The 26596-nt window shown below is 67.5% G+C and carries 26 protein-coding genes and 3 pseudogenes; 14 read left to right on the forward strand and 15 right to left on the reverse strand.

The features are described 5' to 3' along the window. Nucleotides 1-45: 45 nt before the first annotated feature. Entirely contained in the window at nucleotides 46-459 is a 414-nt protein-coding gene (locus tag G5C60_RS03310) for a cupredoxin domain-containing protein (RefSeq protein WP_165254638.1), read from the reverse strand. 784 nt (nucleotides 460-1243) lie between these two features. On the opposite strand from G5C60_RS03310, the gene G5C60_RS03315 reads away from it, so the two are divergent. Then, nucleotides 1244-1711, forward strand: a complete 468-nt coding sequence (locus G5C60_RS03315) for a multicopper oxidase domain-containing protein (protein WP_165254639.1) — start codon at nucleotides 1244-1246, stop codon at nucleotides 1709-1711. Here the strand turns inward: G5C60_RS03315 and G5C60_RS03320 are convergent. From G5C60_RS03320 to G5C60_RS03345, 6 genes and pseudogenes are all read right to left on the reverse strand, one after another. Then, nucleotides 1672-1884 carry a hypothetical protein gene (locus G5C60_RS03320; protein ID WP_165254640.1) on the reverse strand — a complete coding sequence of 71 codons (213 nt, stop codon included), beginning with the start codon at nucleotides 1882-1884 and terminating at the stop codon, nucleotides 1672-1674. The two genes, G5C60_RS03315 and G5C60_RS03320, sit on opposite strands and share 40 nt — an antisense overlap. Before the next feature lie 98 nt (nucleotides 1885-1982). Continuing rightward, the gene (locus tag G5C60_RS51500) at nucleotides 1983-2309 is read right to left on the reverse strand and encodes a C40 family peptidase (RefSeq protein WP_338145675.1); all 327 of its coding nucleotides are present in this window, start codon (nucleotides 2307-2309) and stop codon (nucleotides 1983-1985) included. Continuing rightward, complete coding sequence (locus G5C60_RS51505; RefSeq protein WP_338145676.1) at nucleotides 2228-2959, reverse strand: M56 family metallopeptidase; 732 nt, start codon at nucleotides 2957-2959, stop codon at nucleotides 2228-2230. Before G5C60_RS51505 ends, G5C60_RS51500 begins: the two co-directional genes overlap by 82 nt. Before the next feature lie 207 nt (nucleotides 2960-3166). Beyond that, nucleotides 3167-3527, reverse strand: a pseudogene (locus G5C60_RS03335) (BlaI/MecI/CopY family transcriptional regulator). A gap of 54 nt (nucleotides 3528-3581) precedes the next feature. Continuing rightward, a complete protein-coding gene (locus G5C60_RS03340) occupies nucleotides 3582-4826 on the reverse strand; it encodes an MFS transporter (protein ID WP_165254642.1) in 1245 nt (414 codons plus the stop codon). Nucleotides 4827-4887: 61 nt separating this feature from the next. After that, on the reverse strand, nucleotides 4888-5379 hold the full coding sequence (locus G5C60_RS03345; protein WP_165254643.1) for a GNAT family N-acetyltransferase: 492 nt from the start codon (nucleotides 5377-5379) through the stop codon (nucleotides 4888-4890). A 26-nt stretch (nucleotides 5380-5405) separates the two neighbouring features. Here G5C60_RS03345 and G5C60_RS03350 point away from each other — a divergent pair, with 26 nt between their 5' ends. From G5C60_RS03350 to G5C60_RS03365, 4 genes are all read left to right on the forward strand, one after another. Further along, nucleotides 5406-5927, forward strand: coding sequence for a CGNR zinc finger domain-containing protein (locus tag G5C60_RS03350; protein WP_165254644.1), 522 nt, complete (start codon nucleotides 5406-5408; stop codon nucleotides 5925-5927). 133 nt (nucleotides 5928-6060) lie between these two features. Then, on the forward strand, nucleotides 6061-6864 hold the full coding sequence (locus tag G5C60_RS03355) for a VOC family protein (RefSeq protein ID WP_165254645.1): 804 nt from the start codon (nucleotides 6061-6063) through the stop codon (nucleotides 6862-6864). Between the two features lie 131 nt (nucleotides 6865-6995). Then, on the forward strand, nucleotides 6996-7286 hold the full coding sequence (locus G5C60_RS03360; RefSeq protein WP_165254646.1) for a zinc-ribbon domain-containing protein: 291 nt from the start codon (nucleotides 6996-6998) through the stop codon (nucleotides 7284-7286). A gap of 163 nt (nucleotides 7287-7449) precedes the next feature. Continuing rightward, nucleotides 7450-9159, forward strand: coding sequence for a VanW family protein (locus G5C60_RS03365; RefSeq protein ID WP_165254647.1), 1710 nt, complete (start codon nucleotides 7450-7452; stop codon nucleotides 9157-9159). Nucleotides 9160-9288: 129 nt separating this feature from the next. Here the strand turns inward: G5C60_RS03365 and G5C60_RS03370 are convergent, their stop codons facing one another. From G5C60_RS03370 to G5C60_RS03380, 3 genes and pseudogenes are all read right to left on the reverse strand, one after another. Beyond that, entirely contained in the window at nucleotides 9289-11061 is a 1773-nt protein-coding gene (locus tag G5C60_RS03370; RefSeq protein WP_165254648.1) for a S8 family serine peptidase, read from the reverse strand. A gap of 116 nt (nucleotides 11062-11177) precedes the next feature. Continuing rightward, nucleotides 11178-11651 carry a hypothetical protein gene (locus G5C60_RS03375; RefSeq protein WP_165254649.1) on the reverse strand — a complete coding sequence of 158 codons (474 nt, stop codon included), beginning with the start codon at nucleotides 11649-11651 and terminating at the stop codon, nucleotides 11178-11180. 293 nt (nucleotides 11652-11944) lie between these two features. Beyond that, nucleotides 11945-12187: pseudogene (locus G5C60_RS03380) on the reverse strand (NmrA family transcriptional regulator); the annotation flags it as partial. Here G5C60_RS03380 and G5C60_RS03385 point away from each other — a divergent pair. Next, a pseudogene (locus G5C60_RS03385) lies at nucleotides 12138-12477 on the forward strand (winged helix-turn-helix transcriptional regulator). The pseudogenes G5C60_RS03380 and G5C60_RS03385 overlap by 50 nt on opposite strands. A gap of 39 nt (nucleotides 12478-12516) precedes the next feature. Here G5C60_RS03385 and G5C60_RS03390 read toward each other — a convergent pair. Continuing rightward, on the reverse strand, nucleotides 12517-13386 hold the full coding sequence (locus G5C60_RS03390; protein WP_165254650.1) for an SCO2400 family protein: 870 nt from the start codon (nucleotides 13384-13386) through the stop codon (nucleotides 12517-12519). 339 nt (nucleotides 13387-13725) lie between these two features. Here G5C60_RS03390 and G5C60_RS03395 point away from each other — a divergent pair, with 339 nt between their 5' ends. Next, nucleotides 13726-14523, forward strand: a complete 798-nt coding sequence (locus tag G5C60_RS03395; RefSeq protein WP_165254651.1) for an SAM-dependent methyltransferase — start codon at nucleotides 13726-13728, stop codon at nucleotides 14521-14523. A 52-nt stretch (nucleotides 14524-14575) separates the two neighbouring features. Here G5C60_RS03395 and sigJ read toward each other — a convergent pair whose 3' ends face one another. After that, nucleotides 14576-15538, reverse strand: a complete 963-nt coding sequence (gene sigJ / locus G5C60_RS03400; RefSeq protein WP_165254652.1) for an RNA polymerase sigma factor SigJ — start codon at nucleotides 15536-15538, stop codon at nucleotides 14576-14578. Nucleotides 15539-15728: 190 nt separating this feature from the next. Between sigJ and G5C60_RS03405 the strand changes: the two genes are divergently transcribed. Together G5C60_RS03405 and G5C60_RS03410 are read left to right on the forward strand one after the other, a co-directional pair. Continuing rightward, entirely contained in the window at nucleotides 15729-16208 is a 480-nt protein-coding gene (locus tag G5C60_RS03405; RefSeq protein WP_165254653.1) for a nuclear transport factor 2 family protein, read from the forward strand. Further along, nucleotides 16205-16744, forward strand: a complete 540-nt coding sequence (locus G5C60_RS03410; RefSeq protein WP_165254654.1) for a YceI family protein — start codon at nucleotides 16205-16207, stop codon at nucleotides 16742-16744. Before G5C60_RS03405 ends, G5C60_RS03410 begins: the two co-directional genes overlap by 4 nt. Nucleotides 16745-16790: 46 nt before the next feature. Here the strand turns inward: G5C60_RS03410 and G5C60_RS03415 are convergent, their stop codons facing one another. Next, the gene (locus G5C60_RS03415) at nucleotides 16791-17573 is read right to left on the reverse strand and encodes an SAM-dependent methyltransferase (protein ID WP_420907337.1); all 783 of its coding nucleotides are present in this window, start codon (nucleotides 17571-17573) and stop codon (nucleotides 16791-16793) included. 365 nt (nucleotides 17574-17938) lie between these two features. On the opposite strand from G5C60_RS03415, the gene G5C60_RS03420 reads away from it, so the two are divergent. Continuing rightward, nucleotides 17939-18688, forward strand: coding sequence for a PP2C family protein-serine/threonine phosphatase (locus G5C60_RS03420; RefSeq protein WP_165254655.1), 750 nt, complete (start codon nucleotides 17939-17941; stop codon nucleotides 18686-18688). A gap of 365 nt (nucleotides 18689-19053) precedes the next feature. Here the strand turns inward: G5C60_RS03420 and G5C60_RS03430 are convergent, their stop codons facing one another. After that, entirely contained in the window at nucleotides 19054-20028 is a 975-nt protein-coding gene (locus tag G5C60_RS03430) for a low temperature requirement protein A (protein WP_241266466.1), read from the reverse strand. 121 nt (nucleotides 20029-20149) lie between these two features. Here G5C60_RS03430 and G5C60_RS03435 point away from each other — a divergent pair, with 121 nt between their 5' ends. The 4 genes from G5C60_RS03435 to G5C60_RS03450 all read left to right on the forward strand — a co-directional run bounded on the left by G5C60_RS03435 (nucleotide 20150) and on the right by G5C60_RS03450 (nucleotide 24627). Continuing rightward, nucleotides 20150-21832, forward strand: a complete 1683-nt coding sequence (locus tag G5C60_RS03435) for a recombinase family protein (protein WP_241266467.1) — start codon at nucleotides 20150-20152, stop codon at nucleotides 21830-21832. Between the two features lie 1590 nt (nucleotides 21833-23422). After that, nucleotides 23423-23608, forward strand: coding sequence for a hypothetical protein (locus G5C60_RS03440; protein WP_165254658.1), 186 nt, complete (start codon nucleotides 23423-23425; stop codon nucleotides 23606-23608). Nucleotides 23609-23902: 294 nt separating this feature from the next. Beyond that, a complete protein-coding gene (locus G5C60_RS03445) occupies nucleotides 23903-24121 on the forward strand; it encodes a hypothetical protein (protein WP_165254659.1) in 219 nt (72 codons plus the stop codon). Beyond that, nucleotides 24121-24627, forward strand: a complete 507-nt coding sequence (locus tag G5C60_RS03450; RefSeq protein WP_165254660.1) for a hypothetical protein — start codon at nucleotides 24121-24123, stop codon at nucleotides 24625-24627. The genes G5C60_RS03445 and G5C60_RS03450 overlap by 1 nt, the downstream gene beginning before the upstream one ends. A 667-nt stretch (nucleotides 24628-25294) precedes the next feature. On the opposite strand, the gene G5C60_RS03455 is transcribed toward G5C60_RS03450, so the two are convergent. Continuing rightward, nucleotides 25295-25600 (reverse strand): hypothetical protein, encoded by a 306-nt coding sequence (locus G5C60_RS03455; RefSeq protein ID WP_165254661.1) that lies wholly within the window; start codon nucleotides 25598-25600, stop codon nucleotides 25295-25297. Nucleotides 25601-26596 lie beyond the last annotated feature (996 nt).

Genomic DNA, 26596 nt, shown 5'->3' on the forward strand with positions numbered 1-26596 from the left:
TCGGCGGATCGCCGTCCGCCGCGAACCGGGTCCCGCATGCCTCGGTCAGCGTACGGTCAGGGTGCCCTTCATCTCGGGATGGAGGGTGCAGACGAAGGAGTAACTGCCGCTCTGGGAGGGGGCGGTGAGCGTGCCGGTCTTGCCGCCGTCGATGGTTCCGGTGTCGAATGCCTCGCCTTGCGTAGCGGTCACGGTGTGCGCGGCGGAGTCCTCATTGACGACGGTGATCTTCTCGCCCGCTTTCACCGTCAACGTGGCTGGGCTGAAGGCGAAGTTCTTCATCGTGATGCGGACCGCGTCGGCGGTCGCCGGGGGCGATGCGGGACTGGAGTACGCCGGGCTTGACGTGGTCGAGGGTGAGTTGTCGTCCCCGTCCGAGCAAGCGGGCACCAGCAACAGGGCTGTGACTGCCGCGAGGACGAGGGGAGCGGTGCGTCGGCGGTGGGGTGAAGGTGACATCGGAGTCGTCCTTCGGGGATCGGAGTACCGAGTGGCGTCAGGCGGGGCGCCGGACGGCCTTGTCGTCGCGTACTCCGGCGGGAGGGGACGGCGGCCCGCAGGGGGTCGCGCTCGTATGGCCGGTTTCAGGGAGCCTGTTCACGGAGCCTGACTCGGCCTTTACCCCGGAGGGGTGTGTTGTCAGCTCGCTGGAAGTGCCGGGCGAGGGGAGACGGATCGGGTGGGGACGTGCGTGTGACGACACCGCGGGCCGGTGCTCGCCCGGAGCCGAAGCCGTGCGGCGCTTGGTGTGCTGGCGGCCGTCTGGGTCGCGTTTGCCGTCCTCGTCCACCATGAGTCGACCCTAACTCCGAGTCCGCACGATATGTCCCCCATATCCATGGCGGCCACGGCGAGGCACACCACCGACTCACCCGTCTCGTTCCCGCACGCACCGCGTTTCGCTCCGGACCGTCCGTCGGCTCACGGGCACACCCCGCCCACGATCGGGGGCGACGCCACCGACTGTCCGGGCGCCGACCTCCAGCACTGCGCTGCGGCAGGCATTGAAAAGGTCAAGGCCTTCCCTCAGGGAAGGCGCCCCGCGTGAGTCCCACGTCGCGACCGGCCGCCTCTCCCAGCCCTGTGACCGCCGGATCCGCCGAACGCGCCCCGCCCGACCTGTCCGTCCTCTCTCTCCTGCGCATATAGGCCGCGACGTCCCGGTACGGGCGGGACCCGCCCGCAGCCCATCGCGTCGTCGCCCGAGCGACGAGGCGCAGCCAGAGACTGAGGAACCTTCACCGTGAACAACATCAACCGTCGTTCCCTCCTGCTCGCAGGCCTCGGCGCCGGCACGCTCGTCGCGTGCGGCGGCTCGTCGAGCAGCCCCGCCCTGCCGAGCCCCTCGGGCATCGCCGTCGCCCGTACCGAGAAGAAGCACCGCGGCACCGGCACTGAGCGGCAGGTCACCCTGACCGCGGCGCCTGTCACGCTCGACCTGGGCGGTGTCAAGGCCAGGACCTGGGCGTACGGCGGACAGGCCCCGGGCAAGGAGATCCGGATCTCGGCCGGGGACACCCTCGTCGCCGAGCGCTCCAAGCAGCTCCCGGACAAGACCGTCACCTCCGTCCACTGGCACGGACCGGCGCTGCGTGACGACATGGACGGCGCGCCGATGGTCACTCAGCGGGACGTCCGCGGGCCCGGCCTCATCCGGCCGGGTCCGATCCGTCACGGGCCGTCGTCGCCGGTCGAGGATCGCTCGCGCTGATCCCGCCGGTCCTTCCATGGCAGCCAGACGAGGAGGACGACGGCGACGAGGAAGACCACGGCCGCCAGGCCGAGGCTGATGGTGGAGATGTCGGCGAGGAAGCCGTCGTCGTCCGCGGGGTTGTCGGAGGCGAGGAACGCCGTCGGCGGCTGCAAGGGCAAAGGCAAGGGCACGAGCACTCCTGATCTGATGGCTAATCTGCTAAGGAGCTTAGCTTTTTTGGAGTGTGGTGCGAGGTCGGTTCGGTGGGGGCGCCTGCCGACGGCCTGGGTCAGGGGCGGGATGCGGCGAAGAACGGCATCGAGTCGAGGGGTGTGACCTCGACGTTCTTACCGGTGCGCGGAGCGTGGATGGCCTTGCCGTCGCCTCTATACATGCCGTTGTGCCGGCCGCTGTTGTACCAGTAGATGATGTCGCCCGGCTGCAGGTCGGACCGCGCGACCTTCCGTCCCGCCGAGTACTGCTGCTGGACCGTACGGGGCAGTGAGACGCCGGCCGCGCGCCATGCGGAGCCGGTCAGCCCGGAGCAGTCGTACGAATTCGGTCCGGTCGAGCCCCACTCGTACGGCTTGCCGAGCTGGGCGTAGGCGAACTCGATGGCGGTGCGGGCGCGTCCGCCGGCGGGGCCGTTGTACGTGGCCGCGCTGTTGCCGGCGGCCTGGTCGGCCTCGGCCTCCTTGGCCTTGGGCTGTGCCCGCTGCTCGGCGGTAAGGCAGCGAGCGCCCGCCGCAGACGGATCAGGGCACTCGGGCCGCTCACCGCGAGCGCGCCCACGGGCGCCGTTCCGGCAGCCATGTCGTACATCGCCGCGGCGAGCACCTCGCGCGGCTGGCGGCGCAGCGCCCGGTCGTCGGGGATCATCTCCAGGAGCATGGCGGTCTGCTCCTTGGCGTGGCGGGCCGGCGGAAGCCGTCCGAAGACCCTCGTGAACGCCTCGGAGGCGGCGAGGACCAGGTGGTGGCGGCCCGCGATGTACGCGCGCTCGTGGGCGAGAACGGCGTCGAGCTGACCGGCGGACAACAGCCGCAGGGCGCCCGCGCTGACGATGACGCGCGGCCTGTGCCCGGGCAGGCAGTATGCGGCCGGCCGGCCGGTCGTGTTCGAGGGCGGTCGCGCGCAGCCGTGGTGAACGGCGACCCACCACGTCCAGGACGTGCCGGTGGCGGGACCGGGCGCGTCGGCCGCGCAGTACCTCGAAGGCGAAGCGGCCCAGAACGAGGCGTACCACCGAGAGGGGAAGAGCCGCAGCCGAAGTCAGGCCGACGTGCAAGTGCTCGGTGGGAGCGGCGAGTTGGTGCGCGGCCAGCGTGATCGCCACGATGAAGGACGCGGCCAGCGCATGCCAGGTGGCGACGGCCAGAGCGGGGGCACGATGCGGCCAGGCGCTGCGCAGCAGCAGCCGTGGCGCAAGAGTCCCCACCCCGGCGGCATGACCGAGCAGCGCAGGCGCCGCGTTCACGAACGGTCCTGCCGACCCGTGGCGCGCAGTGCCTTGCGGAGCGCGCTGACCTCATCGGGGGCCATCTGCTCGACGAAGTGGGCGAGGGCCACGGGCCGGTCCTCGCTGGCGCCGAGCGCCTCCTCCATGAGCCCGGCCGAGTACTCCTCACGGCTGCGGACCGGCGAGTACACCCAGGCGCGACCCTGCTTCGCGCGCAGCAGCCAGCCCTTGTTGTAGAGGATCGTGGTCACGGTGGTGTAGGCGAGCGGCGGCTGCTTGTTGATGTCGTCGACAATCTCCCGCACCGTCGCCGGGCGCTTCCATCGCCACAGGCGGTCCATGATCTCCGCCTCGAGTTCCCCCCAGCCGCCGCATGGTCGTTCGCTCCCTCTTCCACCGCTGTACGAAGGCCAATAGTAGGACGTGGGTTCAAGGTGGACCGTGCCGACGTCGATGTTCCGCGCGGGCCGAGACTGTCAGGGCGACGGCGGTCATCGTGGACAGCAGACCCCACGCCGGTGTGAAACTGTCGGTGAGATCCTTGAGCAGGCCGAGCACGGGCGGCATCACGACGATGGCGACCTGGTTGACGGACATGGCCAGGCCGAGAGCGAATCCCGTCCTGTCCGGCGGAGCGGATTCGGCCACGTAGGCGACCCATGGGCCGTACCAGCCGAATCCGAAGAAACCGAGCCAGACAAGTGCGCAGCAGGCTGCCGCGGGTGACTGCCCCACAGGTGTCATCAGCACGGTCATCCCGGCGATCACGGCGACCATGCAGATGACGACAGAGCCGTAGCGACCCGACCTGCTGCGGTCGCTCCAGGCCGCCAGGCAGATACGACCGACGACGCCCGCACCCTGGGCCACCACCAGGACGAGGGCCGCAGGGCCCGCTGCGACCGACGCTGTCTCGTGCAGGTGCAGCACCGTCAGGATGCCTACGCCGTACTGCACCGAGATCAGACTCGTCCCGGACAGCATGATCTTCACCATGGACGGTTCGCGGAGCATCCGCAGCCGGGCGCCGAGCTGCGATGTGAGCGAGGTGTGCGAGGTGTGCGGCTCGCTGTCCTGGGAGGTGGCTCGGGTGGTTCGGGTGGGCGGTCGGCGGTAGAAGCCCATGAAGGCGCCGGCTCCCGACAGGGCGACGAGTCCACCGGCCACAAGTGTCGCTCGCCAGCCGAAAGCCTGGGCAAGGAAGGGGAGTACGGCCGAGGCGAGTGCGGCGCCCAGCGGCAGGCCCGCCTGGCGGATGCCCATCGCGAGCCCTCGCTGGGAAGTGTCGAACCAGGACGCCACCGATTTGCTTCCGCCGGGCTGAACGGTGCTGTATCCCGCGCCGACGACCAGCAGAACGACGAGCAGGGACACATAACCCGGTGCGATGCTTCCCACGCTCAGACTCGCGGCGACCGCACATGCGCCCAGCCCGACGACCCAGCGCTCGTCGTAGCGGTCCAGCAACTCCCCGGCCACCAGCAGCCCCACCAGCGGAACCAGTTGGGCCGCCGAGACGAGCAGACCCAACTGACCTGTACTCAGGTCAAGTTCATGTTGAAGGCGGATACCCAGCGCCCCGATGCCCTGCACAAAGAAGCCGGACGCGGCCTGGGTGAAGGTGGCGACGCCGAGGATGACCCACCGGTACCGCCACGCGTCGCGCGTCAACACGGTTGGCCGGCCTTTCCGGTGTCCGGCGCGGCGGCGCCGTCTGCCACGGATGTCACCGACGTCACGGACGCCAGTACAGCGAAGGGTCGGGGTGGTTGACGAAGCCGAGTTCGCAGTAGAGCGGTTCACCCTCTGCCGAGGCGTACAGGTCCACGCGGGCGGCCTCGCGTTCCCGGAACCAGCCGAGCAGACCCCGCATGATCGAGCGACTGAGACCGCGCCGCCGGTACGCCGGGTCGGTGACCACGCCGATCACGTGGCCGATCCGGCCGTTGCGCAGGTGCGGGCCGGGCAGCCGTTGCTCGACAGTGCCGATGCCGCAGGCTGCGAGGCCGCTGCTGCCGTCCATGACAAGGATCCGCACGGCGTCCGCCGTCACCTGCTCCTTCAGCACCACGGCCAGGGCGTCCAGCCAGTCGCTGTTTTCTGACGCGGGGCTGAAGAAGTCGCCGCCGAGGTTCTCGAACAGCAACGCCCGCAGGCGTACGAGCTCCGGGACGTCGTCCTCCACCGCTCGCCGTACATCCGTGTGGTTTCCGGTGCGTTGTCTCATGTCGAGCAGACTGGTGTAATGGTCTTATGCACCTCAACCCTTACGGCGAAGATGTCGTGAACCTGGCCGCGGACCTCGCCAACCGGCGCCCGGCCGACGCCGGGGAACTCGCGGACCGTTGCCGCGCCGCAGGTCTGGTGCTGGAGCTCCCGGTCACGCCAAAGGACCTGGATCGCACCCGGGCCGCACTGGACGCCTGGGAGAAAGTCGTCGACGCCGCCGACGAGGACGAGCGCGCCGAGCTGCTCAACCGGATGCTGGCGGCGGCCGCCGCCTACCCGCGGCTGACCAAGCACACCGGTACCGACTGGCACCTGCATTACCGCGACGACCGGCAGCCGCTCGGCTCCCTGTTGTTCACGCTGATCGCCGTGGGTACGGCACTGCACCTGGCGGGGCGGGGCATGCACCGGCTGCGGAGGTGCGCCGTGACCGAGTGCACCATGATCTTCGCCGACACCTCCCGCACCGGGCGGCAGCGGTACTGCTCCCAGCGGTGCGCCAATCGCGACGCGGTCCGCCGACACCGCGCGCAGGCCACGCGGTGAACCGCACTCGGACCGCGGGGTGAGTCCCGCGGCAGCCGAGCGACTGCATCGTCGCGTCCCGGCCGCCGACGGGCGAGTGTCAGTGCCCGGTGTCACGCTGAGATCACAAAGGAGTCCGAGAAAGGGAATCACCATGATCACCACCGACGTCACCCCCGGCTCCCCCTGTTGGCTCGACCTGGGTGCCCACGACGTCCAGGCCGCCGCGGCCTTCTATGGCGCAGTGCTCGGCTGGGACTACGAGTCCATGGGGGAGGTGGAAGGGGAGGACATGGAAGGCGGGATGTTCCAGAAGGACGGCAAGACCGTCGCCGGGCTCGGCAAGCTCACGGAGGAGGGTGCGCGTTCGGCCTGGATGATCTATTTCAGCGTCACCGACGCGGACTCCACGACCCAGGCCGTGGAGCGCTTGGGCGGCACGGTGAGAGTGGCGCCGAGGGACCTCGGCGACTGGGGCCGGATGGCGCAGTACAGCGATCCGCTCGGCGGCCAGTTCGCCGTCTGGCAGCCGGGGAAGAACGAGGGCTTCGAGCTGGCGGACGAGCCGGGCTCGCTGTCCTGGACCGAGCTCTACACGAGCGACGCCGCACAGGCGAGGGAGTTCTACGGCAGTGTCTTCGGCTGGCAGTTCAGTGACATGGCGCTGCCGGGCGGCGGGGGCGCGTACACCCTCATCACCCCGGCCGGGCTTCCCGAAGAGCGCATGCAGGGCGGCCTCATGGAGCTCCGCAAGGAGGACCTCGCCCTGGCGAACGGGCGGCCGTACTGGCATCCGGTCTTCGCCGTCACCGACTGCGACGCCGCTGTCGCAAAGGTCACCGAGAACGGCGGCACGGTGCAGATGGGACCCGAGGACGCGGAGGGTGTCGGCCGGCTGGCGGTGTGCCTCGACCCGTCGAACGCGGACTTCGTGGTGCTCACCCCGGCCCAGAGCTGAGCCCCGGCTGCCCCGGTTCGGTCCGTACTTCCGTCGAGCACATCTACGTGTACGAGACTGTGCTCCGTGACCGCGCCTTGCCGCTCACTGGCACTGTGTCGGGAAGCACTGACCCGGGAAGGATCCACAGCATGATCATCTTTGGCACCAAGGGGTACCTGTACCAGCTCGCGATACTGACGCTGATGTGCGGCCACTGCGGCAATCCCTCCGCGCACACGCTCAAGAAGCGTGTCACGAAGTTCACGCTGTTCTTCGTGCCACTGTTCCCGTTCTCGACGAAGTACATGACGCAGTGCACCTTCTGCGGCGCGGAGCAGAAAGTGACCAAGGAGCAGGCGGAGCAGCTCCAGGCGCAGGGCGCGAGCGGCCACGGCGGTCAGACGTACGGGCAACCGCAGCAGCAGCCGTACCAGTCCTAGTCGGTGACCAGCGGTCTCTCGCGGAGGGCGGGCGCGCGGCCGTGTGAGCCGGGACATATGTATTGATTGCCCGAGTGCGGCCCGGTTGCGGGTAGCTTGATTGCTTCCCCTGTGCCCGATGTGTCATCGGGTGCGCCGCCACCGCGTCGTTTCAGGATGATTCATGCGCCACCGAATACGAATAGCCTCCGTTCCGCCCGTTGCCCTGGCAGGTGGTGCGTTGGCTGTCGGCCTCGGCGGCTTCTATCTCGCGGCGCTGCTGCTCGTGGGCAACGAGATCGAGGCGGGTACGACGGTCCGGGGGCTGGACATCGGCGGTCTGAGCCGTGCGGAGGCCGTACAGAAGCTGGAGAAGCACCTGTCGGCGCTCGGCTCACAGGAGCTGAGCGTGAAGATCGGCGACCGCGATGGCACGGTCGATCCGCGGCAGGCCGGGCTCACCTTCGATACTCAGCGGACCGTCGACCGGGCGGCGCGTACCGGCGCGGATCCCTTTGCCGTGATCGGCGGGCTCTTCGGTTCGGGCGGTGACGTCGAGCCGGTGGTCCGGGTCGACGAGGGCAGGACCCGGACCGTCCTCGAGAAGCTGGCGAAGACGCATGACCAGAAGGTGCGCGACGGCGCTGTCTCCTTCCAGCAGGGGCGGCCCGAGGAAGTCACACCGCGCACCGGGTACGCCCTGAACGTGGACGCGGCAGTCGGCACTTTGCGTACCTCCTTCCTCAGCGGCAAGTCCGACACGGCCACGGTCCTGCCCACGCGTGAGACCAGACCGAAGGTCACCGCCGAGGAGACGCGGAGGGCGATGCGCGAGTTCGCGACCCCCGCCATGTCGGCGCCGGTCACACTCACCGCCGGCGGCAAGCGTTTCACGATCAGCCAGGTGGTCCTGGGTGAGCACCTGAAGATGCGGCCGGACGACGCGGGCAAACTGACACCGACGTTGGACGGCAAGGGCCTGTACGCCGACTCCGAGGTGGCCCGCCCACTGGCCGAAGTGACCGAGAAGGCCGTGAACGCCAGGCTGCGGCTCGAAGGCGAGCGGGCCGTGGTGGCCTCTGACGCCAGGCCCGGCCGGGAGGTCACGGACAAGGCGCTGAGCAAGGCCGTACTGCCGCTGCTCACCAAGTCGGGCGCGGCCGCCCGCACCGGTGAGCTGGCCACGGAGCAGATCCAGCCCGAGCTGACCCGCGAGAACGTCGCGCAGCTGGGCCTGAAGGAGGAGATGTCCTCCTTCACCGTCGACTTCCCGGCGGCCGAGTACCGCAGAAAGAACATCGGCCGGGCCGTGGAACTCATCAACGGCTCCGTCGTCCAGCCGAACGAGACGTGGAGTCTGAACGAGACCGTCGGCGAGCGCACCGAGGCCAACGGCTTCGTCGAGGGCGTCATCATTCTCGACAACCAGTTCACCAAGGCGGCCGGAGGCGGCGTCTCCACCGTGGCGACCACCGTCTTCAACGCGATGTTCTTCGCCGGCGTGAAGCCCGTGGAGTACGGCGCCCACTCCTTCTACATCGAGCGTTACCCGGAGGGCCGTGAGGCGACGGTCGCCTGGGGAAGCCTCGACCTCAGGTTCAACAACGACTCCGGCAACGCCATCTACATCCAGGCCCGGTCCACCGGCACCTCGGTGACCGTCTCCTTCCTCGGCACCAAGAAGTACGACGAGGTGAGGGCGATCAAGGGGCCGCGTACCAATGTGAAGCCGCCGGCGAAGAGGGCGGGGGCCAAGGAGGACTGCGAGCCGCAGACCCCGCTCGAAGGCTTCGACGTCAGCGTGCAGCGGGTCTTCTACCAAGACGGGCGGGAAGTGAAGCGGGAGCCGTTCCGCACGCATTACACCCCGCGCGACGAGGTGACCTGCGACTGACCGCGCGACGAGGTGACCTCCGACTGATCGCGTGCGAGGTGCGAGCGGGACGGGATCTCTTACAAGGTGAACGGCACCCGTTCCTCTCGAGGCGGGTGCCGTTCGGTGGGGCTGTTGAGGGGCGCGGGGCTAACCGGCCAGGGACGGGGCGTAGGGAGACAGGGCCGGTCCGAGTTGTACCCCGGGGGCCAGGCCGAGGGCGACGAGTGCGTCGGGCAGGCCGCGGCCGACGCGGGCCGCCTCCACGGAGCCGGGGGCGGCCAGTTGTCGGCAGCTGGCGGCGATGAGTTCGAAGAGGTGCTGAACCCGGCCGGGTCCGCGAGGCAGCAACTGACCGTGGAAGTCCTCGTGGTGGGCGAGGACGAGCGCGGCGAGACCGACGATGTGGGCCGAGGCCGTGCCGGTGCCGTCGAGGGCGGTGTAGCCACCTTGTGGCGAACACGACAGGACGGCCACGCCGGGGGCGGCCGCGTCGATGCCGGAGCCGTAGCAGCTGAACGGCGCGGCGAAGAGTCCTTCCGGCGTCAGCTGCGGACCCGAATGGGTGGCCTGGGAGGTGTCCGGCGGGTAGGAACCGAAGACTCCCAGCGCACCGACGGTGAACACGGTCGGCAGCGTGCCCGGGAAGGCGACCGGTCCGGCCGTGTCGCCCGCCGGGGCGACGCAGGCGATGCCCGCCGCGCTGGCATCAGCCAGTTTGCGTGACACCAGTGCCGAGGCATACGGGGTGGCCACCGCGATGTGGGCGATGTCCATCTCGCGTTCCACGCAGTGGTCCAGAGCGGCGATCAGGTCGCTGAAACAGCCGCCCGGCAGCACCTGACAGACCTCGATGTCGGCGTCCACCGCGATGCCGATGACGCCCTTGCCGGTGTCCGCCCCGGCGATGACGCCCGCCGCATGGGTACCGGTGCCCACTGTGTCCTGGGCCCAGCCCTCTTCCGTACCACGGACGAGATCGGCTCCGGAGCGTACCCGCTGCTTCAGATCGGGGTGCTCGGCGGCGACACCCGAACCGATGACCGCGATCTTGACCCCGAAGGCGCGGAACGTCGGAGGCAGCCGGTCAAGGCGCATGGCCTGCTGGCCCCAGCTGTACTGCTGCCTGTCCTCCAGCCCCGGGTACACCTTGGCCAGCGGTGTGAGGGTGACCAGGTTCTCCCGGGTCACCGAGAGGTCCGGGCGATTGATCCAGCGATCCGCGTAGCCGTTCGTGGGCCGGACGTACAGGGACTGCACGGAGTCCACGGTCTCCGTGGTCAGCGTGACCCTGCACGTGCCGTCGGCTCCGGTGACGGCCTGGCCCGGCCAGCACGCCCCGATCACGAACACCCCCGCGCCGGCCAGCGGTTCGCTGTCCGGGCCGCAGACGCGCAGCGAGATCTCCACGGGTTCGTCCAGCGGCGCGACCAGCCCCGGATCGCGGAGCGGCAGGACCCCGGCCATCGGCCCGGCCAAGGGTCCGGCAGCGGGTCCGGTCCAGGACAGCGGCAGATCCGGCTCGATGTGTACGTGCAGCGACCTCATCGCCGGTACTTGTGCCTCGGCTGCCTCGACGACCGCGATCTCCGGGCAGGAGGGGGTCACTCCGGCCGACTGAAGCTTGTCCGACGGCCGGATTCGGCGGGTCACTTTGACCTCGGGCATCCGGTCCAGCCGGTCACACACCGCGTCCATGCTGAGTTCGGGCACTCCTGGTGGGAGCAGATGCTGCGGCAGCGGTGTCACCATGTACCGCTCCCGGCGCGGCTGCACGGGCAGCGGCGACTGCGCGCCTTTCTTGCGTGGCCCCGCTTCCCTGCCCTCGGGTCCGGGCCCAGCGACCTCCGCATCCGCACCCTCGGCCCCGCCCTCGAGGCTGTTTCCGGGCCTTTCCTTGACCATCACGTCCACCTTCACCATGCCTACGTCGTAAGTCGTCCCTTGGTCTCCTGATGCGGTGACGGGGCGGCGCGCTCCGCCAAGGTGATGCGGTGTGCCCGGGAACCCCGGGCACACCGCATCGCGCCGCCCAGAGGTCAGCCGATACCGAACGGCTGACTCATCTGGCCGAAGCCGAAGCCAGGCTGCTGGTACTGCTGGCCGAACGGCTGCTGCTGGCCGAACGACTGCTGGCCGAACCCGCCACCCCACTGCTGGCCCTGCTGGCCCTGCTGGCTCTGCTGGAGCAGCGCCACGATCGCGGTGGGCAGCGCCTGCTGCACAGACTGTTCGACAGCATGCCGGATCCCGGCGTGCAGCGAGCGGTGGAGCGCGAGCGCGAGGTACGGGTGCGCCTGCTGGCCCATGCCCTGCTGCTGAAGCTGCTGCTGGACCTGCTGGATCTGCTGGACCGTCTGCTGCACCTGCTGCGCGGCCTGGTGGGCCGTCTGCTGACAGGCCTGCTGGATCGCCTGCTGGACCACCTGGGCGATCTGCTGCTGTCCGCCCTGCTGCTGGCCGTACTGCTGGCCGAACTGCTGTTGGGGTTGCGTACCGGTCATCACCGACATGAATGCTCCATTCGATGCCACAAGAGGGAGCCCGACATTGACTGTTATGCCGGGTTTATCGGATTTTCCGACGTCCCGAAGCTAAGTGGTTGTCGGCGCAGCCGCCACCGGAGGACCGGTGTCCGGGGGAAGGGGATCGATTCGATTGTCGGCGCGACCGGTACGCGGGTTGGCCGGTGACCCCAGCCCACGCGGGCCCGTCGTCGAGTCAGGCCACCGTTCGAGGGCGGGACTCACACCCGATGGGTCGCAGTGCCGATCGAGTGACGGTCCTCAGTGAAGTGACCGTCTCGGCGAAAAGCGGCGATGTGGCGCTGGGCCCAGTCGGCGAACGTACGGGGCGGGCGGCCGAGGGTCTGCTCGCCGTCGGGGCTGATGCGTTGTTCGGCGGCGGTGGGCTCGCCGAGGATCGCGAGCGTGGTGTCGACCACCGGCTCGGGCATGAACTGGAGCATCTGCGCGCGGGCTTCGGCGCGGGTCTGTTCGATGAACCGGACCGGCTCGCCGAGGGCGTCGCCGATCCCCTCGGCGCGTTGGCCGATCCTGCGGACCCTCAACGCGCTCGGCCGGCAACGGTTCGTCGAGCTGCAACGACGGATCGTCACGATCACGCCGAAGGTGCTGACCCAGCGGCTGCGGCAACTTGAGAGCGACGGCCTGATCGTGCGCACGTACCACCCGGAGGTTCCCCCTCGGGCCGAGTACGAGATCAGCGAGCTCGGTCGCAGTCTTGCCCCGCTGTTCGCCCATCTCGCGGAATGGGCCGACCAACCTCGGCAAAGTCGAGAGGGCCCGGCACGACTACGACGCCGAATCCGCCCGGTAGCCACGGCACCGGACGGAGAGGAGGCGCGGGTCGGCAGGCTCAGCCCAGGCACACCACGAGCAGGCAGATCTCCGACGGGGAGGTCGCGGCCGGTGAGGGGCCGGCCTGGGACCTCCCCGGGTCCGTGCTGTCGGCCGCCGTGGGCGTGGGCGAAGGCGAGGACGGCTGCTCCGCCGTCCTACCGGTGCCGTCGGGGTTCGCTCCGGAGGAGGTGGGGGAGGAGGTCCGCGGCTGTGGGGCCGATGTCGCCGTCGGACGGGCAGCGGCCGCGGCGTCCGGCCGGGCGACGGGCGGCGTTGCGCGGTGCGCGGGGGTGGCGGACTGCTGACGGGGGAGGTTGGTCGCGGGCGACTGGGCGGGAGGAGTGGTGGGTGAGGACCGGTGGGTATCGGGCTGTGTCGACGCCGGACGTGTGTGCTGCGCCTCCGGTACTTCCGCGGCGTCCCTGTTCGGGTTGTCGGGCACCCTGGTTGCCTGGGCCTGGGTTCCGTCGGCGGAGTGCCGGTCCAGCGAAGCGACGGTCAGGCCGCCGCCGACGATGGCGACGGCGGTCGCGACCACGGCCCGGCGCTTGTTCTTCTTCCAACGGGCCAGCTGGCGACGCCGCGCCGCCCGCCCTTGCGGCGCGGACAGCGAGCCCTCCGGTATGCCGGACGGGCCGGGGTGCGGAACCTCGTCCGTGCCGGCTCCGACCGCTGCCTCGTCACGGAGATCGCCGCCGTGCCATGTGCCGGAGGCCGTGAACTCCCACTCCGCTGTTCCGGTTGTTCCGGTCACCGCCGTGTCGGTCGTGGTCGGCACGGTGCGCCCTTCGGCGGCGGGGGGAGCGATGTCCGGGGCGTAGGCGCCGCAGCCGGGACACACGAGGGCGCCGTTGAGATGCCGGTGACACGAGGAGCAGTAGTCCATCTGCGGTCTTCCTGAGTTGACGTGCCGTCGACCCGCGGGCTGCGGCCTGGGTACGGTCGCACGTGGGATCGCGCGGCCAGCAACGCTAACGGGGCATTCGAGAGGGCGTGTGCAGCCTGTGTGACACTCCGGCGCAGATTCTCTGCAGGTACGCCTGCGTGGTGCGCTTTCCTGACGGGCCTTTCGGCGGCTCCGGGAGCGCGCCCGCCGACGTGACGAGCGCGCCGGGTGCCCGCCCTGCCGATGCAACTGCGGCCGTGCGTACAGGAGTTGGTGTGGGAAGCTGTCGTCAGCCGTTCGCGGGCAAGGGGCCGCGGCGGTGGTCGAGAGGAGCGCAGTGTGACACAGGACGGCTTTCGTGCCGAGGGGATCGACACCAGCAGGCCGCACCCTGCGCGGATCTACGACTACCTCCTGGGCGGCAAGGACAACTACGAGGTGGACCAACAGGCCGGCGACGAACTGGCCGCCAAGGCGCCCGAGGTGTGGATCTCCGTGCAGGCCAACCGCGCCTTCATGCGGCGCGCCGTCCAGTACGTCGTCGGCAGCGGCGTCCGCCAGATCCTCGACGTCGGCACCGGGCTGCCCACCTCGCCGAACGTGCACGAGATCGCGCACGAGGCGGCGCCGGACGTACGCGTCGCGTACATCGACAACGATCCGATCGTGAAGGCGCACGCCGACGCACTGCTCAGCCGCTCCGGCGCGACCAGTATCGTGCTCGGCGACCTGCGCGACCCGCGGGCCATCGTGGACCACCCCGACGTCCGCCAGGTCATCGACTTCGACGAGCCGGTCGCCCTGCTCCTTGTCGCCATCCTCCACTTCCTCACCGACGCGGAGAAGCCCGAGGAGGTCGTCGCCACCCTGCGCGACGCGCTGCCGGCCGGCAGCTTCCTGGTGCTCTCGCACGCCACGGGTGACTTCTTCGACCGCAGCGAGGCCCAGGCCGTCTACAACAACGCGACCGCCACCATGAATCTGCGGTCCCGCGCCGAAGTCGAGCGGTTCTTCGACGGCTTCGAACTGGTCAAGCCCGGCCTGGCCCAGGTCCCGTTCTGGCGCCCGGACACGCCGCCGCCGGCACGGTCGGACGAGATCGGCTTCTATGGGGGCGTGGCCCGCAGGACCGGCTGAGCGGCTGAGGGGCTGAGCGGCTGAACCGCCATCCTCGGTACGGAGACGTGCGTCAGCCCGTCGTCCAAGGCCGGAGCTTTTCGGGGTTCCGTACGGCCCAGATGGTCTTGATCCGCTCGCCTGCGACATCGAACGCCAGCACCGCTGCGGTGACGCCGTCGTGCTGAAGCACCAGGCCGGGCTGACCGTTCACCGTACGCTCCAGGATCGTCAGGTCGGGTGCCCTGTCGGCGAGGTCGGCGAAGTAGCGTCCGATCTGCGCGCCGCCTTCGATCGGGTGGAGCGCGGCGCTGACGAGGCCGCCGCCGTCGCCGATCGCCGTGGCGTCGGGGTCGAGGAGGCCGATGAGGGCGTCGAGGTCCTTGGCCTCCCATGCCTCCTTGAAGTCCCTGACGATGTCGGCGCGCCTGCCTGTCGGAGTCGCCGGACCCTGCGACGCGCGAATGCGACGGCGGGCCGACGAGGCCAGCTGGCGACATGCCGCCGGCGTACGGCCGACGACCTCGGCCACCTCGGCGAAGGAGTAGCGGAAGACGTCGTGAAGGATGAACGCGACGCGTTCGGCCGGGGTCATCGATTCGAGTACGACGAGGAAGGCCATGTTGATCGACTCGTCGAGGGTGACCCGGTCGGCCGGGTCCGCTGTGGTTCCGCCCGACCACCCGTTGATCCACTCCGTGCTGTCGGGCACTGGTTCCGGGATCCATTCGCCCACGTAGCTCTCCCGCCGCGCCCGTGCCGAACGGAGCAGGTCGAGGCAGATGCGGCCGGCGACCTTCGTCAGCCAGCCGCCGGGGGACTGGATGGCCTCCCGTTGCTGTGGGGACATGGCGTACCAGCGGGCGTACGTCTCTTGTACGACATCCTCAGCGTCGGCCAGGGAACCGAGGAGCCGGTACGCCAGATTGATCAGCTGACGCCGCTCGCTCATGATCGCGCTCAGGCTCGGATCGGGCCGGCCGTCTCCTGATTCGGATGGCCCGGATGGCCGGGACGGCTCGGAATGGGTGGTCATGGTGTCGACGACTCCCTTGGTCACATCTGCCTTCACCAGTCCGACGAAACATCGCACCGAAATGTGAGGTCGGCGCGGCACCTCACATCCCATGGGGTCGCCTCACATCCCATGGGGTCGCCTCACATTCCGAGGGGCTGTGTCGTCGTACAGCTGAGACCACCACCATCCCGCATGAGGGAGGAAGCCGATGAACGACATCCAGGCCATCGCCGACCGGGTCGAGATCGAGGCGCTGCGCGGTGAGTTCACCGACGCGGTCATGATGCGCGACTACGACCGTCTCGCGTCGCTGTTCACATCGGACGGCGCGCTGCGGATGCCCAACATCCCGGTCGAGCTGACCGGTCAGGAGGAGATCCGCGCCTGGGGCGATCGGGTACCGGATCTCGTGGACTACCTCATACAGAACACGCACCCGGGCGTGATCCGGCTCGACGGCGACACCGCGTCCGGCCGTGCGTACATGTCCGAGCTCGGGCGCGCCCGCGACGGCCGTTCGGAGCTGAACTACGCGATCTACCACGACCGCTACCAACGCGCCGCCGACGGCTGGAAGTTCACCGAGCGCGTCTACGAGGTCCGATACCACGACACCACACCGCTGACGGGTTCGGCGACCCACACGGATCTGACCACCACTGTCCCCGCTGGGAGCGACCACGCATGACCACCACGACCGACCTCGGTGAGCTGACCGGCGACTACACCCTCGACAGCGCCCGCACGCGGATCGGTTTCGTCAGCCGGGCCGCGATGGTCACCAAGGTGCGCGGGCAGTTCGACGACTTCGAGGGCAGCGCGCGCCTGGACGGCGACGACCCGTCGAAGTCCGTAGCCCGGCTCATGATCCGGGTGAGGAGCATCCAGACCCGCAACCAGAAGCGCGACGACCACCTGTGCGGCGGCGACTTCCTGGACATGGACAACCACCCGGTCATCAGTTTCACCTCGACCCGGGTGGAGCAGGTCGACGGGACCAACTTCAAGGTCACCGGCGACCTGACCGTCCGCGGCATGACCAAGCCGGTCACCGTGGACTTCCGACTGACCGGCGCCGAGAACGACCCGCGGGGCGGCCTCCGGCTCGGATTCAAGGGCAAGGGGACCCTCAACCGCAAGGACTGGGGCGTCAGTTGGGGCGGGGCCCTGGTCAGCGAGAAGGTGACGCTGGACTTCGACATCGCCGTGCTCCGGCAGCCCTGACCGAAGGTCTCACGGCAACGTCAGCGTCAGCGAAATCCCTCCGACGTCAGGCCTTTTCCGCCACGGCTCCCAGCTGGGGGACGGCCTGGGGCTCTGTTCCGGGCTCCGGCCGCCACAGCGAGCAGGACACGAGGCCCGGCTGCACGAGCGTGAGTCCGTCGAAGTACGTGGCGATCTCCTCGCTGCTGCGCGCGGTGACCGGCGGTCTGGCGTTGGCGTTCCAGAATTCCATCGCCTCCAGCTGGAGCTCACCGCCGAGCGCGGGCTCCGTGGTGGGGTGGGTCAGGACGAGGAAGCTGCCGGGGGCGAGCGGCTCCACCAGACGGCGCGCGATGGCCTGGGCCTCGGCACCGTCCTGGACGAAGTTGAGGATGCCGAGCAGCAGCAGTGCGACGGGCCGGGTGAGGTCGAGGGTGCTGCCGGCGATGCGCAGGATGGCGTCCGGGTCGTGCACATCGGCGTCCAGGTAGGTGGTGGCGCCCTCCGGGGTGCTGGTCAGCCGGGCGCGGGCGTGCGTGAGCACCAGGGGGTCGTTGTCGACGTACACGATCCGTGACTCGGGCGCGATCCGCTGGGCGATCTCATGGGTGTTCTCCAGGGCCGGGAGGCCGGTGCCGATGTCGAGGAACTGGCGGACGCCGTGCTCCTGGGCCAGGAAGCGCACCGCACGGCTCAAGAATGCCCGGTCGGCGCGGGCGATGTCGCGGATGACGGGGATCATTCCGGCGACGTGATCACCCACCTGCTGGTCGACGGGGTAGTTGTCCGTGCCGCCCTGCCAGTAGTTCCAGACGCGGGCGTTGTGCGCCGTGTCCGTATCGATATCGATGCGCGTGACCTCGTCGGCGGCCTGGTTCTCGCTCACGTAGTCCTCTTCTCGTACGCCCAAGAACCGGACGGTGCCGGGCACTTGGGGCCACGGCCGCGGTACGGCCTGCCGGTCGGCGCCATTCTGCCGCCACAGCCACCACTGGCGATCACCGCGTCCTGGAGTCGATGCGGTGCCATCGCCCGCGCGGCACGATCACCGCGGTTCCAGTCGGCAGCTCGATTTCTTCCTCGCCGGAGCGGCCGCGACTGAAGAGGCGTCCTGGCTCGTCTGCGTGGACAGGCGGAGAGGCGCCGCCGTTCCTAGACTGGCAGCGGAAGCCCGGTCCCGGCGGTGTGCCCGGTGCGGGAAGGCGGTGGCGCTCCATGCCGTACGTCGCTGTGAGTGCGCTGAGTCATCCAGGGCTGCTGCGCGAACGGAACGAGGACAGCCTCGTCATCGGACCGTGGACCTTGTGCGCCACTGTGACCGAGAATCCGCAGACCCTGGTCTTCCCGCTCGGGACGCCCCTCGTCGTCGCCGTCGCCGACGGGCTCGGCGGGCATCCCGGCGGCGATGTGGCCAGCGCCCTGGCCGTCCGTCGGATCGCGTCGATCGGTCCCGCGCTGAGCAGCGAGGACACCGTCCGCGCCGCCCTGAACGCCTGCAACCGCGCCGTCTACGAGGCGGCCGGTGGCGACGACGAGGGGGACTTCGCCGCGATGGGGACGACGGTCGCCGGCGTCGTCGTACAGCCCGACTCGTTGCTCGTGTTCAACGTGGGCGACAGCCGGGTCTTCGCGGCCTCCCGCGAGGGACTGCGCCAGGTGAGCGTCGACGACAGCCCTCCGCTCGAACCCGGGCAGCGCACCACGTCTCTCGTCACCCAGTGCCTGGGCGGCAGCCGCGGCTACCGTCCCATCCAGCCCCATGTGACGGCCGCGTCCCTCTCGCCCGGCGACCGCTACCTCATCTGCACCGACGGTGTCACCGATCCGCTGCCGACGGACGTGCTCGACGACGTGATGCGGGAGCACGACGACGGCCGGGCGGTCTTCGAGCTGTGGAGGGCCGCCATCGAGGCGGGCGGGCCCGACAACATCACGCTGGCGGTCGTACGCGTCAGCGACGAGTAGGGGAGAGCAGGGGGAGGGGAAGCCGTGTCGTCCCTCAAGGAAGGTCCGCATCGTCCTGGATAGCCGTACTGTCCCTGCAGCCGGACGAAGCGCGCCGGGGTCAGCACCCGCCACGGCTCCAGCCCCGATGCCGTGCGCAGGAAGCACACCACCTGCTCGTTGCCGCCCGGCCCGACCGGCTGCACCAAGCGGGACAGCGACGGCTGGGTGGTGACCTGTCCCTGGTCACCACACCGCCAGGCCAGGCGACCGAGCACGGCCGGGACCTCCCGGCGTACGCGATCAGGGCTTGCGGGCCACCTCCGCGCAGCGATGAGCTTCAGACCGTTGTCCTCGAAGAAGCGGAGGATCTCGCTGATGACCTGTCAGTTCTGCCCTGTCCGAGAGCTGGGCGTGTCGTGGGGTTCGTGGCGCTGGACGACCGTCACGGACACTCCGGCCAGGGCGGCAACCGCCAGGCCGGTGCCGAGCACCGGAACATCGGTGAAGGTAAGGGCGAGGACCACTGCCGCGGTGCCCGGGATCAACAGCGCGTGCGCGGCCAGAGCGTGGTGCGGGCGGATGTGCAGCAGGTAGAGGACGAGGAGGAAGACCGCCACCGGCACCGTGACCGCCGCGCCCGCGGTGGCGTCCGAGATCTCCGTGTGGTGCGTGACATGGTCGACGTTCACTGCGAGGCCCGCTCCGACCGCGGCCGCCGAGCCGAAGACCAGGTAGTGGCCGTAACCCCAGGGAAACGCGGCCCGGTTGGAGGTCAGGAACTGGGCGGCGGGCTTGGCGAAGTACAGCCACCACATCGACATGACGATGAGCAGGCCGCCCGCCGCCACGGCGTAGAGGCCGCCGGTCGCCTCCCGCGCGTCCAGGGCCTCCTGCACGGCCGTGGTCGCCGCAAGCACCGACTCGCCCAGGACGATCAGCGTGAAGAGTCCGAACCGCTCGGCGATGTGATGCGGATGCCAAGCCGTCGCCCCGGCCCTCTCGGCCCAGACCGGGACGGCGACGTCGAACACCGCGAGCAGGGCGAAGAGCGGCATGTGCCAGTCGTCCGGCAGGAAGAGCCAGCCGATCCAGGCGCACTGGATCACGACGAGACCGGCGGCGTAGCGCGTGGCGGTCGCCCGGCCTTCCGGGTGGGCCCGGGCCGCCCGCAGCCACAACGAGACCAGGCCCAGACGCATGATGCTGTATCCCACGACCGGCATCGTGAAGTCGTGGTCCGTGAAGGCCCGCGGCACGCCGGAAGCAAGGACGAGAACCCCGGCGATCTGGATGAAGGTCGCCAGCCGGTACGGCACGTCATCGATGTCGTACGCCGACGCGAACCAGGTGAAGCCCATCCAGGCCCACCCGTGAACCAACGGTGCATCACCGCCTCTGACCTGGGAAAACGTGGAATCTAGGCATTCCACACGCTCACACGTGTCCGGAGGCGGACCACCTACGGCGGACGGATGAGCGATGGAACGGGATGACCTTCCCACCCTGCGGGCACTGGGCTTCAAAGACGAAGAGCTTCGGGCGCTTGGAATCTGGGAACCAGCCACGGGTAACCCTGCCGACTTGGCAGAGGCGTACATCAGGCGCAGCAAGAAGCGCGACGACTTGGCCACTCTCCGGGCACATGTCCGGGATGTTTGCCGTACGGCTGCCACCGAAGGCAAGAAGATCCGGCATCTCTGGTTCGAACAGCGCTCAGCGAGCAAGGTGCACGTCCGGCGCGAGGAATTCGAGAAGGCGACGGCTGCCATTGTCGAAGGTCTCAGCAAGACGCTTTACGTGTGGAAGCTGGACCGACTCAGCCGCCGGGGCATGGGCGCTGTGGGTCTGTTGCTGGACGAATTCGAGAAGCGCGGTACCCGACTGGTCAGCGTGACTGAGGGGCTGGACAGCTCCCAGCGTGGCGCGCGGATGGTCATTGCCTTCCTGAGTGAGCGCGCCCGGGAAGAAGCCGCAGATATCGCGCTTCGCACAAAGGCAGGTGGTGACGCGCACAAGGCAGAGGGGCGTTGGCCCGGGGGAGTCGTGCCTTTTGGCCTTCGCTGCCCAAAGGGAACGGGAAAGCTGGAACATGACCCGGAGGAATACCCGACAGCGCGTCGAATCGCTGAGGCACTACTAGATGGTGACACCCCGGCGAAGATTGCCGAGACGCTGAACAGCGAGCGAATCAAGACCCGTAAGGGCAAGCAATGGCGGGCACAGACCATCATCAACCTTGCGCAGTCTCCAAGTTGGGCCGGACTCATCCCGCACCGGGAACGCGCTAAGGATGAGTTCGGCAATCCGCTGGACAAGTGGCACCGTGGGGGCAACCCGCTCATGGGGCCGGACGGTCACCCGATTCAGGCCGGGCAGGGGGTAATCACCTTCTCTGAGCGGGAACAGATTCTCTTGAAGTTCGCCGCCCGTTCCCGCCCTGGCACTGCCATTGGTGACCGGACACGCGGGAAGCGCAAAGCGGCAACCATTCTCACGGGTGTTCTGCGTTGCCCCCACTGCAAAGGACCCATGGGGAACGGCGGACGCAATTACCGGTGCCTCGCCCGGATCAACCAGGGTCCGTCTGTGTGCGAAGGAATCGCCACCATGCGTGGACGCGCTGACGAAGCCATTGCAGTGATGTGGATCAATCACATCCTGTACCTGTCGCCGGATTCACCAACCATCCTGGCCATTGCTCGCCGTTGGCTGACCTACCAGGACCCTGCCAAGGAAACCCGAAAGCGCGCAGTCTCGGCAGCGCTGGACAACGCGGCAGGGCGTGAACTCAAGCTTCAGAAAGAGTTCTTCATCGGCGGAGGCATGGACGAAACGCTATACGAAACTCTGCGCGCTGAACTCACGGCACAGATCACCGCACTCAAAGCAGAATTGGCAGAGCTTTCGCAAGAGGCGGATCTCTCCCCGTTGATGGACCCTCAAGCGCTGGCTGACCTCTGGCAGGTGGCCGGAATTGAGGGACAGCGTGCGCTACTGCAAGCCGCATTGAAGAGCGTGACTCTGCTGCCCTCGAAATTCAGGGGAGACAGAACGCCGATTATGGATCGGCTTGAGCCGGATTGGCGTGACGACAGCGTTAACCCAACGGCAGAGGCCGCATGGGACAGGTGGGAAGAGCGGCGCACACAAGCCGCAGTCTGATTGAGCGAGACGAATTGGCACCAGCCCGGCCGGATCTTGGCGGATAGACCGGACTGGTGTCCCTCTCAAGGGAAGGCACCAGGATATGACAAGCGCAGAGCGCGCACAGTTGCAGGCGGACCAGGACGCCGAAGAGGCAGCGTGGGAACGCGAGTTGGAGTGGCGACGGATTAGCCGGAAGCTGGAAGCCCTGTACGGCGCAATGAGGGCCGGGGACGGCTCTGAGCACACCAGGCAGCGCATACGGCGACTGGAAGCCTTGCAGGCGGCGCTACAGGGCTTCCCGGAAGCGCTGAGCGCGTAGCACCACCAGGCCCCGTCAGGCAGCAATTGCCCGGCGGGGCTTTCTCCTGCCCGCTGAGCCCCTTTCAGGTGTCCCGGCTGCCCAGCTACCGGCGTTGCCCTGAGAAGCCGTCAGCGCTCCCGTGAGCGCCTATGGCGTACCCGCTGACTCTGGGGGGCAGGACAAGCGCCGGAACGGCTCAGGCAAGCGCTCAGGGCTTCCCTGGCCCCACAGCAGGAGTCAGCGCGGAATGGGCGAAAAAACCAGCCTCAGTGTAGATAGGTTTCTGACACACCGTCAGGCGATCCCCCTGACCTGCACAAATGTAGAAGTGTAGAAATGACCCCCACTTCCAATACTTCTCGCGATATATAGCAGCAATACCGGGATCGGCCCCCGTTCCTACACTTCTGCATTCTTGCAGGCCAGACGGGGTATCCGAACGCCTCCCCACGCCGACCACTCCGGCGAACTGCATTTTCGGCGATTTTCAGACGCCAGGGCTGGCGAATTCCGCACGGTTCCACGTGTGATCCACATCACATAAATTCATTGGTCCGCAAGCCTGAAATGGCAAGAAAACAAGCCGGTCGGGGTATTCGACTCACTAGATACATATTAGGAAGGTGATAAGCCACCTACGCGAACGGCATCACACTGGTTCGCACTCCGCGCTAACGCGCGCTCATACCAACGGCCCTAGGTCTGGTTGATTCTCTCGGTGGTAGTGATGCCCCGCTGTGGAGAGTCCCGGATCTAGGGCCGTTTTTTTTCATCGAAAGGCATCACACCATGACTTCCGCTCTATCTGGGTACAAAGCAGCGCACAGGCGAGTAGTCGACGCTAAGGGACCGGCCAGCCACAAGCCCTGTGAATTCTGCGGCAACTTCGCAACTGACTACGCCTACGACCACCAGGACCCGGCAGAGATATTCCGCGACGGCTACCTATGGTCGGAGAGCACGGCGCACTATATGCCGCTCTGCGTACGAGACCACCGGGCCTATGACAGGGCGTTCCGGAAGCATGGCGCATCTGCTCTTCCCGCTGTCGCTGAGGCGCTACGTGAAACCGCACGGGACCATTACGAAGAGCGGCGGCAGATTGTTGAGGCCGCGGCAGAGGCAAGTTGGCGTGCCCGTGAAAGCACGCTGGCTGGACGCAAGGAGCGCCGTTCCACGGCTGAGGTCGCCGCAGCGAAAGCCGCACAGGAATTGATGAGCTGCGCCTACGCCCACGGACCTTCTGGGATTTCACCGGAGGAGATAAGGGCTTCTTGGGTTCGCTGGTCGGAAGGAGACCGCTGATGACCCCCTCACCTACGAAATTCGGAGTAATTCCAATGGATGCTATCGGCGCATCACATGCCATAGAAATTCTCGAAGAACACGCAATCGTGCCGAAGGATGAACGCACGCGCACCGCGCTTTTCGCCGCTCTTTCCATGCTTCGCCTCCTCGCGCTGGGTGGTGACCATGCCGAATCTGGCTGACATGGACGGCATACCCGAGCATGAGCGCCAGTACATCCCGCATGTCTATGACGCAATTCGCGCGCTGACTGTCGACGAACCGGGTGCGCACCTGCACCGAGACAAGCTAGGCGAAGCCGTTTGCCGCTGGCTCATTCAGCGAAACCGGCCAGTTGTGCCGAAGGGTGCCCTTAATCGCATTATGCGGCGCGCTGGCTACCCGCGACATCAGCACCATTTCCGAAACATCCAGCTACGCCGGTAGCCACCTCCGAAATTTCGGAAGTGGTCACACTATCCTGAAAGGAACCAACCATGTACGAGACCTCAGAGCGGCATACCCGCACTCACAGCATTGCCGACACCTTCCAGTACAACCCGCAGATGGAAGCCGTTGAGCGGCTACAGCAGGACCGGCCGGACCAGTTCGACGCTATGCCCGCTGACGAAAAGATTCAGCTTGGGTACTACAAGGCTGCACGTGCCGCCGCTCAGGAACTAGGCCGTGACGTTTCCGGAAAGGACTACCTCTGATGACTGACGCAAAGGCGCTCCGCGCGAAGGTTGAGAAGCTGCGCGCTGAGGCCGAGAAGAAGGCGAACCCACTTGCTCAGGCTGAGGCTGCCCTAGCCGAAGCTGAGACGCAGCTAGCCCGGCAGCGAGAAGAGCGGGCACAGGAATTCGAGCAGCGCACTGCCAATACCTGGCAGGCAGAGGCTCAGCGGCTTCACACTGAGCACCGGCACGCAATGCGACGCTTCACGGAGCTACTTGCCGAAGAGCCCTGGTTCGCCGCATTCCTCGAAGCCCGTGCGGCACGCTGGAAGCACATTCACTACTCCAGTTATGGAACTGGCGCTCATTACAGAGCCACAGGTGAGCGCCTGCCAGATGGAGGGTCGGGTATCCATCCCGGCTATCACGATTCACCGTTCCTTGATGTCATCCTGCGCGAAGGTGAGCAGCTGGCTAAGAATATGGCCGCTGACTACATGGACGCGCTTGAAGCTGAGCGTGAGGCGTACATCAATGGCGAGTGACGCGCTAGACCCCGGCCCCGATGGTTCGTATCCCTGGTTTCCCCGGCTGCCGGATGGATCGCCTGCCTGGTCAGATCTCTGCCCGGCGGATTACCAGGGAGCGCGCATGCCACGGGGAATGACCAGCATCGTGCGCAATGGTCAGCGATATGTCATCGATCAAACTCCGCGCGACGCTGACGGCAACCCGATCAATCCGCCGGTTAGCCCGTGAGAGGTGAAAGCCCGTTCTGTGAGTTGTGGCCCCGGGCGGCTAATGGGCCAGAGACCCCGGCTGATGTGGTGGCGTTCTATCCGCTGACACGCGCTCAGCGCATTGCCCGGGGCGTTCACCGGCCGGATTCACCTGGATATCGGAAGGCAATGTGTCTGGCTTGCTACCGGGCATGGAAAGGTCACACCGAATGAACTTCGACAGTACGCACCCCATTGACGAGACTCTGTTGCAGCCGGGTCCGAGGTGGGACTATCCGAACTGGCCCCGGGACTCTGAGACTGGTGAGCCGCTGACACCTTCCGCAAAGTACGCCCACGGCGTTACCGGTGAGCTGTTCCGGATCGAAGGAAACAAGGCTTACCCGCTTGAGCGTGGTGTTGCCATTGTTGCCCCTCCGGTCATTCTGCCTCAGTAGCGGCAAGCGCCCTGTGCTCCACCCGCACAGGGCGCCTATCTCAGGCTGCCGTCGTCGTCCAACGCGGCCTGTGCGATGAGGACGAATTCTTCCAGGGATTCCCTGAGTTTTAGCGAGTCCCCCTGTAGTTGCTCTCGCAATTGTATGGTGAACTCCGGCGATGATGCATTGGCTTGCCTCTGATAGAGCTTCGCCGAAAGAGGGAATCCATTGCTTAACCGATCAATCTTGCCAGCGAGATCAGCGACCTGCTTTGGGCCAGCAAGCGCCACTTCAACCCAAGCTTCCCGTACTGCCTTCGCGGCGTCCAGTAATTCTTGAACGCTTTCGTCAGTGATCATTTGAGGCGGGAACATGTCGAACCTCGCGAACCTCGGATACAGAGTGACTCGGTCACGTACCTGTGAAGCCCTTGAAATGAACTCCTTGTAGACATCGTGTCTTGGTTCTAGTCGCTGCCTTCTGTGTTCCGAACGGGCAGTGATTCGCGCGCCTTCCCGCTGCGCCCAACCCGTCGCCAGTGCCGCCCCGATTGTGGCTGCCGAACCTGCAAGTGCGCCTAGTACGGCGGCTGTTCCTGCGTCCATGGCGCCAACCCTTCCGGCCTCCCTGGCTGGTGGTCAAGAGCCCCCGCCCCGGGCTGTGCTGACGCAACCAGGCACCCCGAGCCGGCCAAAACCCACACATTTTCTGACCTGCGCCTTTGTTGCGTAGCTACTTCGCTGGCGTGTGTGCTGGCGTGAAGGAGTAAGCCCGTGCTCGCCGATGACTGCGCACCTTCGCACGCTGAGTCACTGGTCCAATCCCTGAACTTCGCCCGCAATTATGCCGAGTCTCTACGGCATTCCCTTGCCGACCCAGAAAAGCCGCGCACCTGGTGCAGGGGATTCGGAACATGTTGCTTTCTGCCGCTGATGACCTTGATGCGCTGGACGACACACAACAGGTAATCGACGCTGCCGAAGCAATGCGGGGGCTTACAGATGCCCAGCTGTTCAGCGCCATCACTGAGCCCCCACCTCCGAAAATCCGTAGGTGCCCACCCTGCCGGGAGCACGAATATGCCAAGGAAATCTAGAACGCCATGCAGTCAGCCGGGATGCAGCGAGCTGACGAATGGTGGTCCATGCCCTGAGCATAAGAGGCAGCGCGAGGAACAACGTGGCAGTGCGAGTGAGCGTGGCTATGACGTTGGCTGGCAGCGCAAGCGCGAGGCTTATCTGTACGCCCATGCATGGTGTGTGCTGTGCGGTCGGCATGCGACTATCGCCGACCATTGGCCACTGAGCCGAAAGCAATTGAAGGCAAGGCATGAGCCGAACCCTGATGCACCTAAA

This window comes from Streptomyces scabichelini, from assembly GCF_011045015.1.
Taxonomy (GTDB): Bacteria; Actinomycetota; Actinomycetes; order Streptomycetales; family Streptomycetaceae; genus Streptomyces; species Streptomyces scabichelini.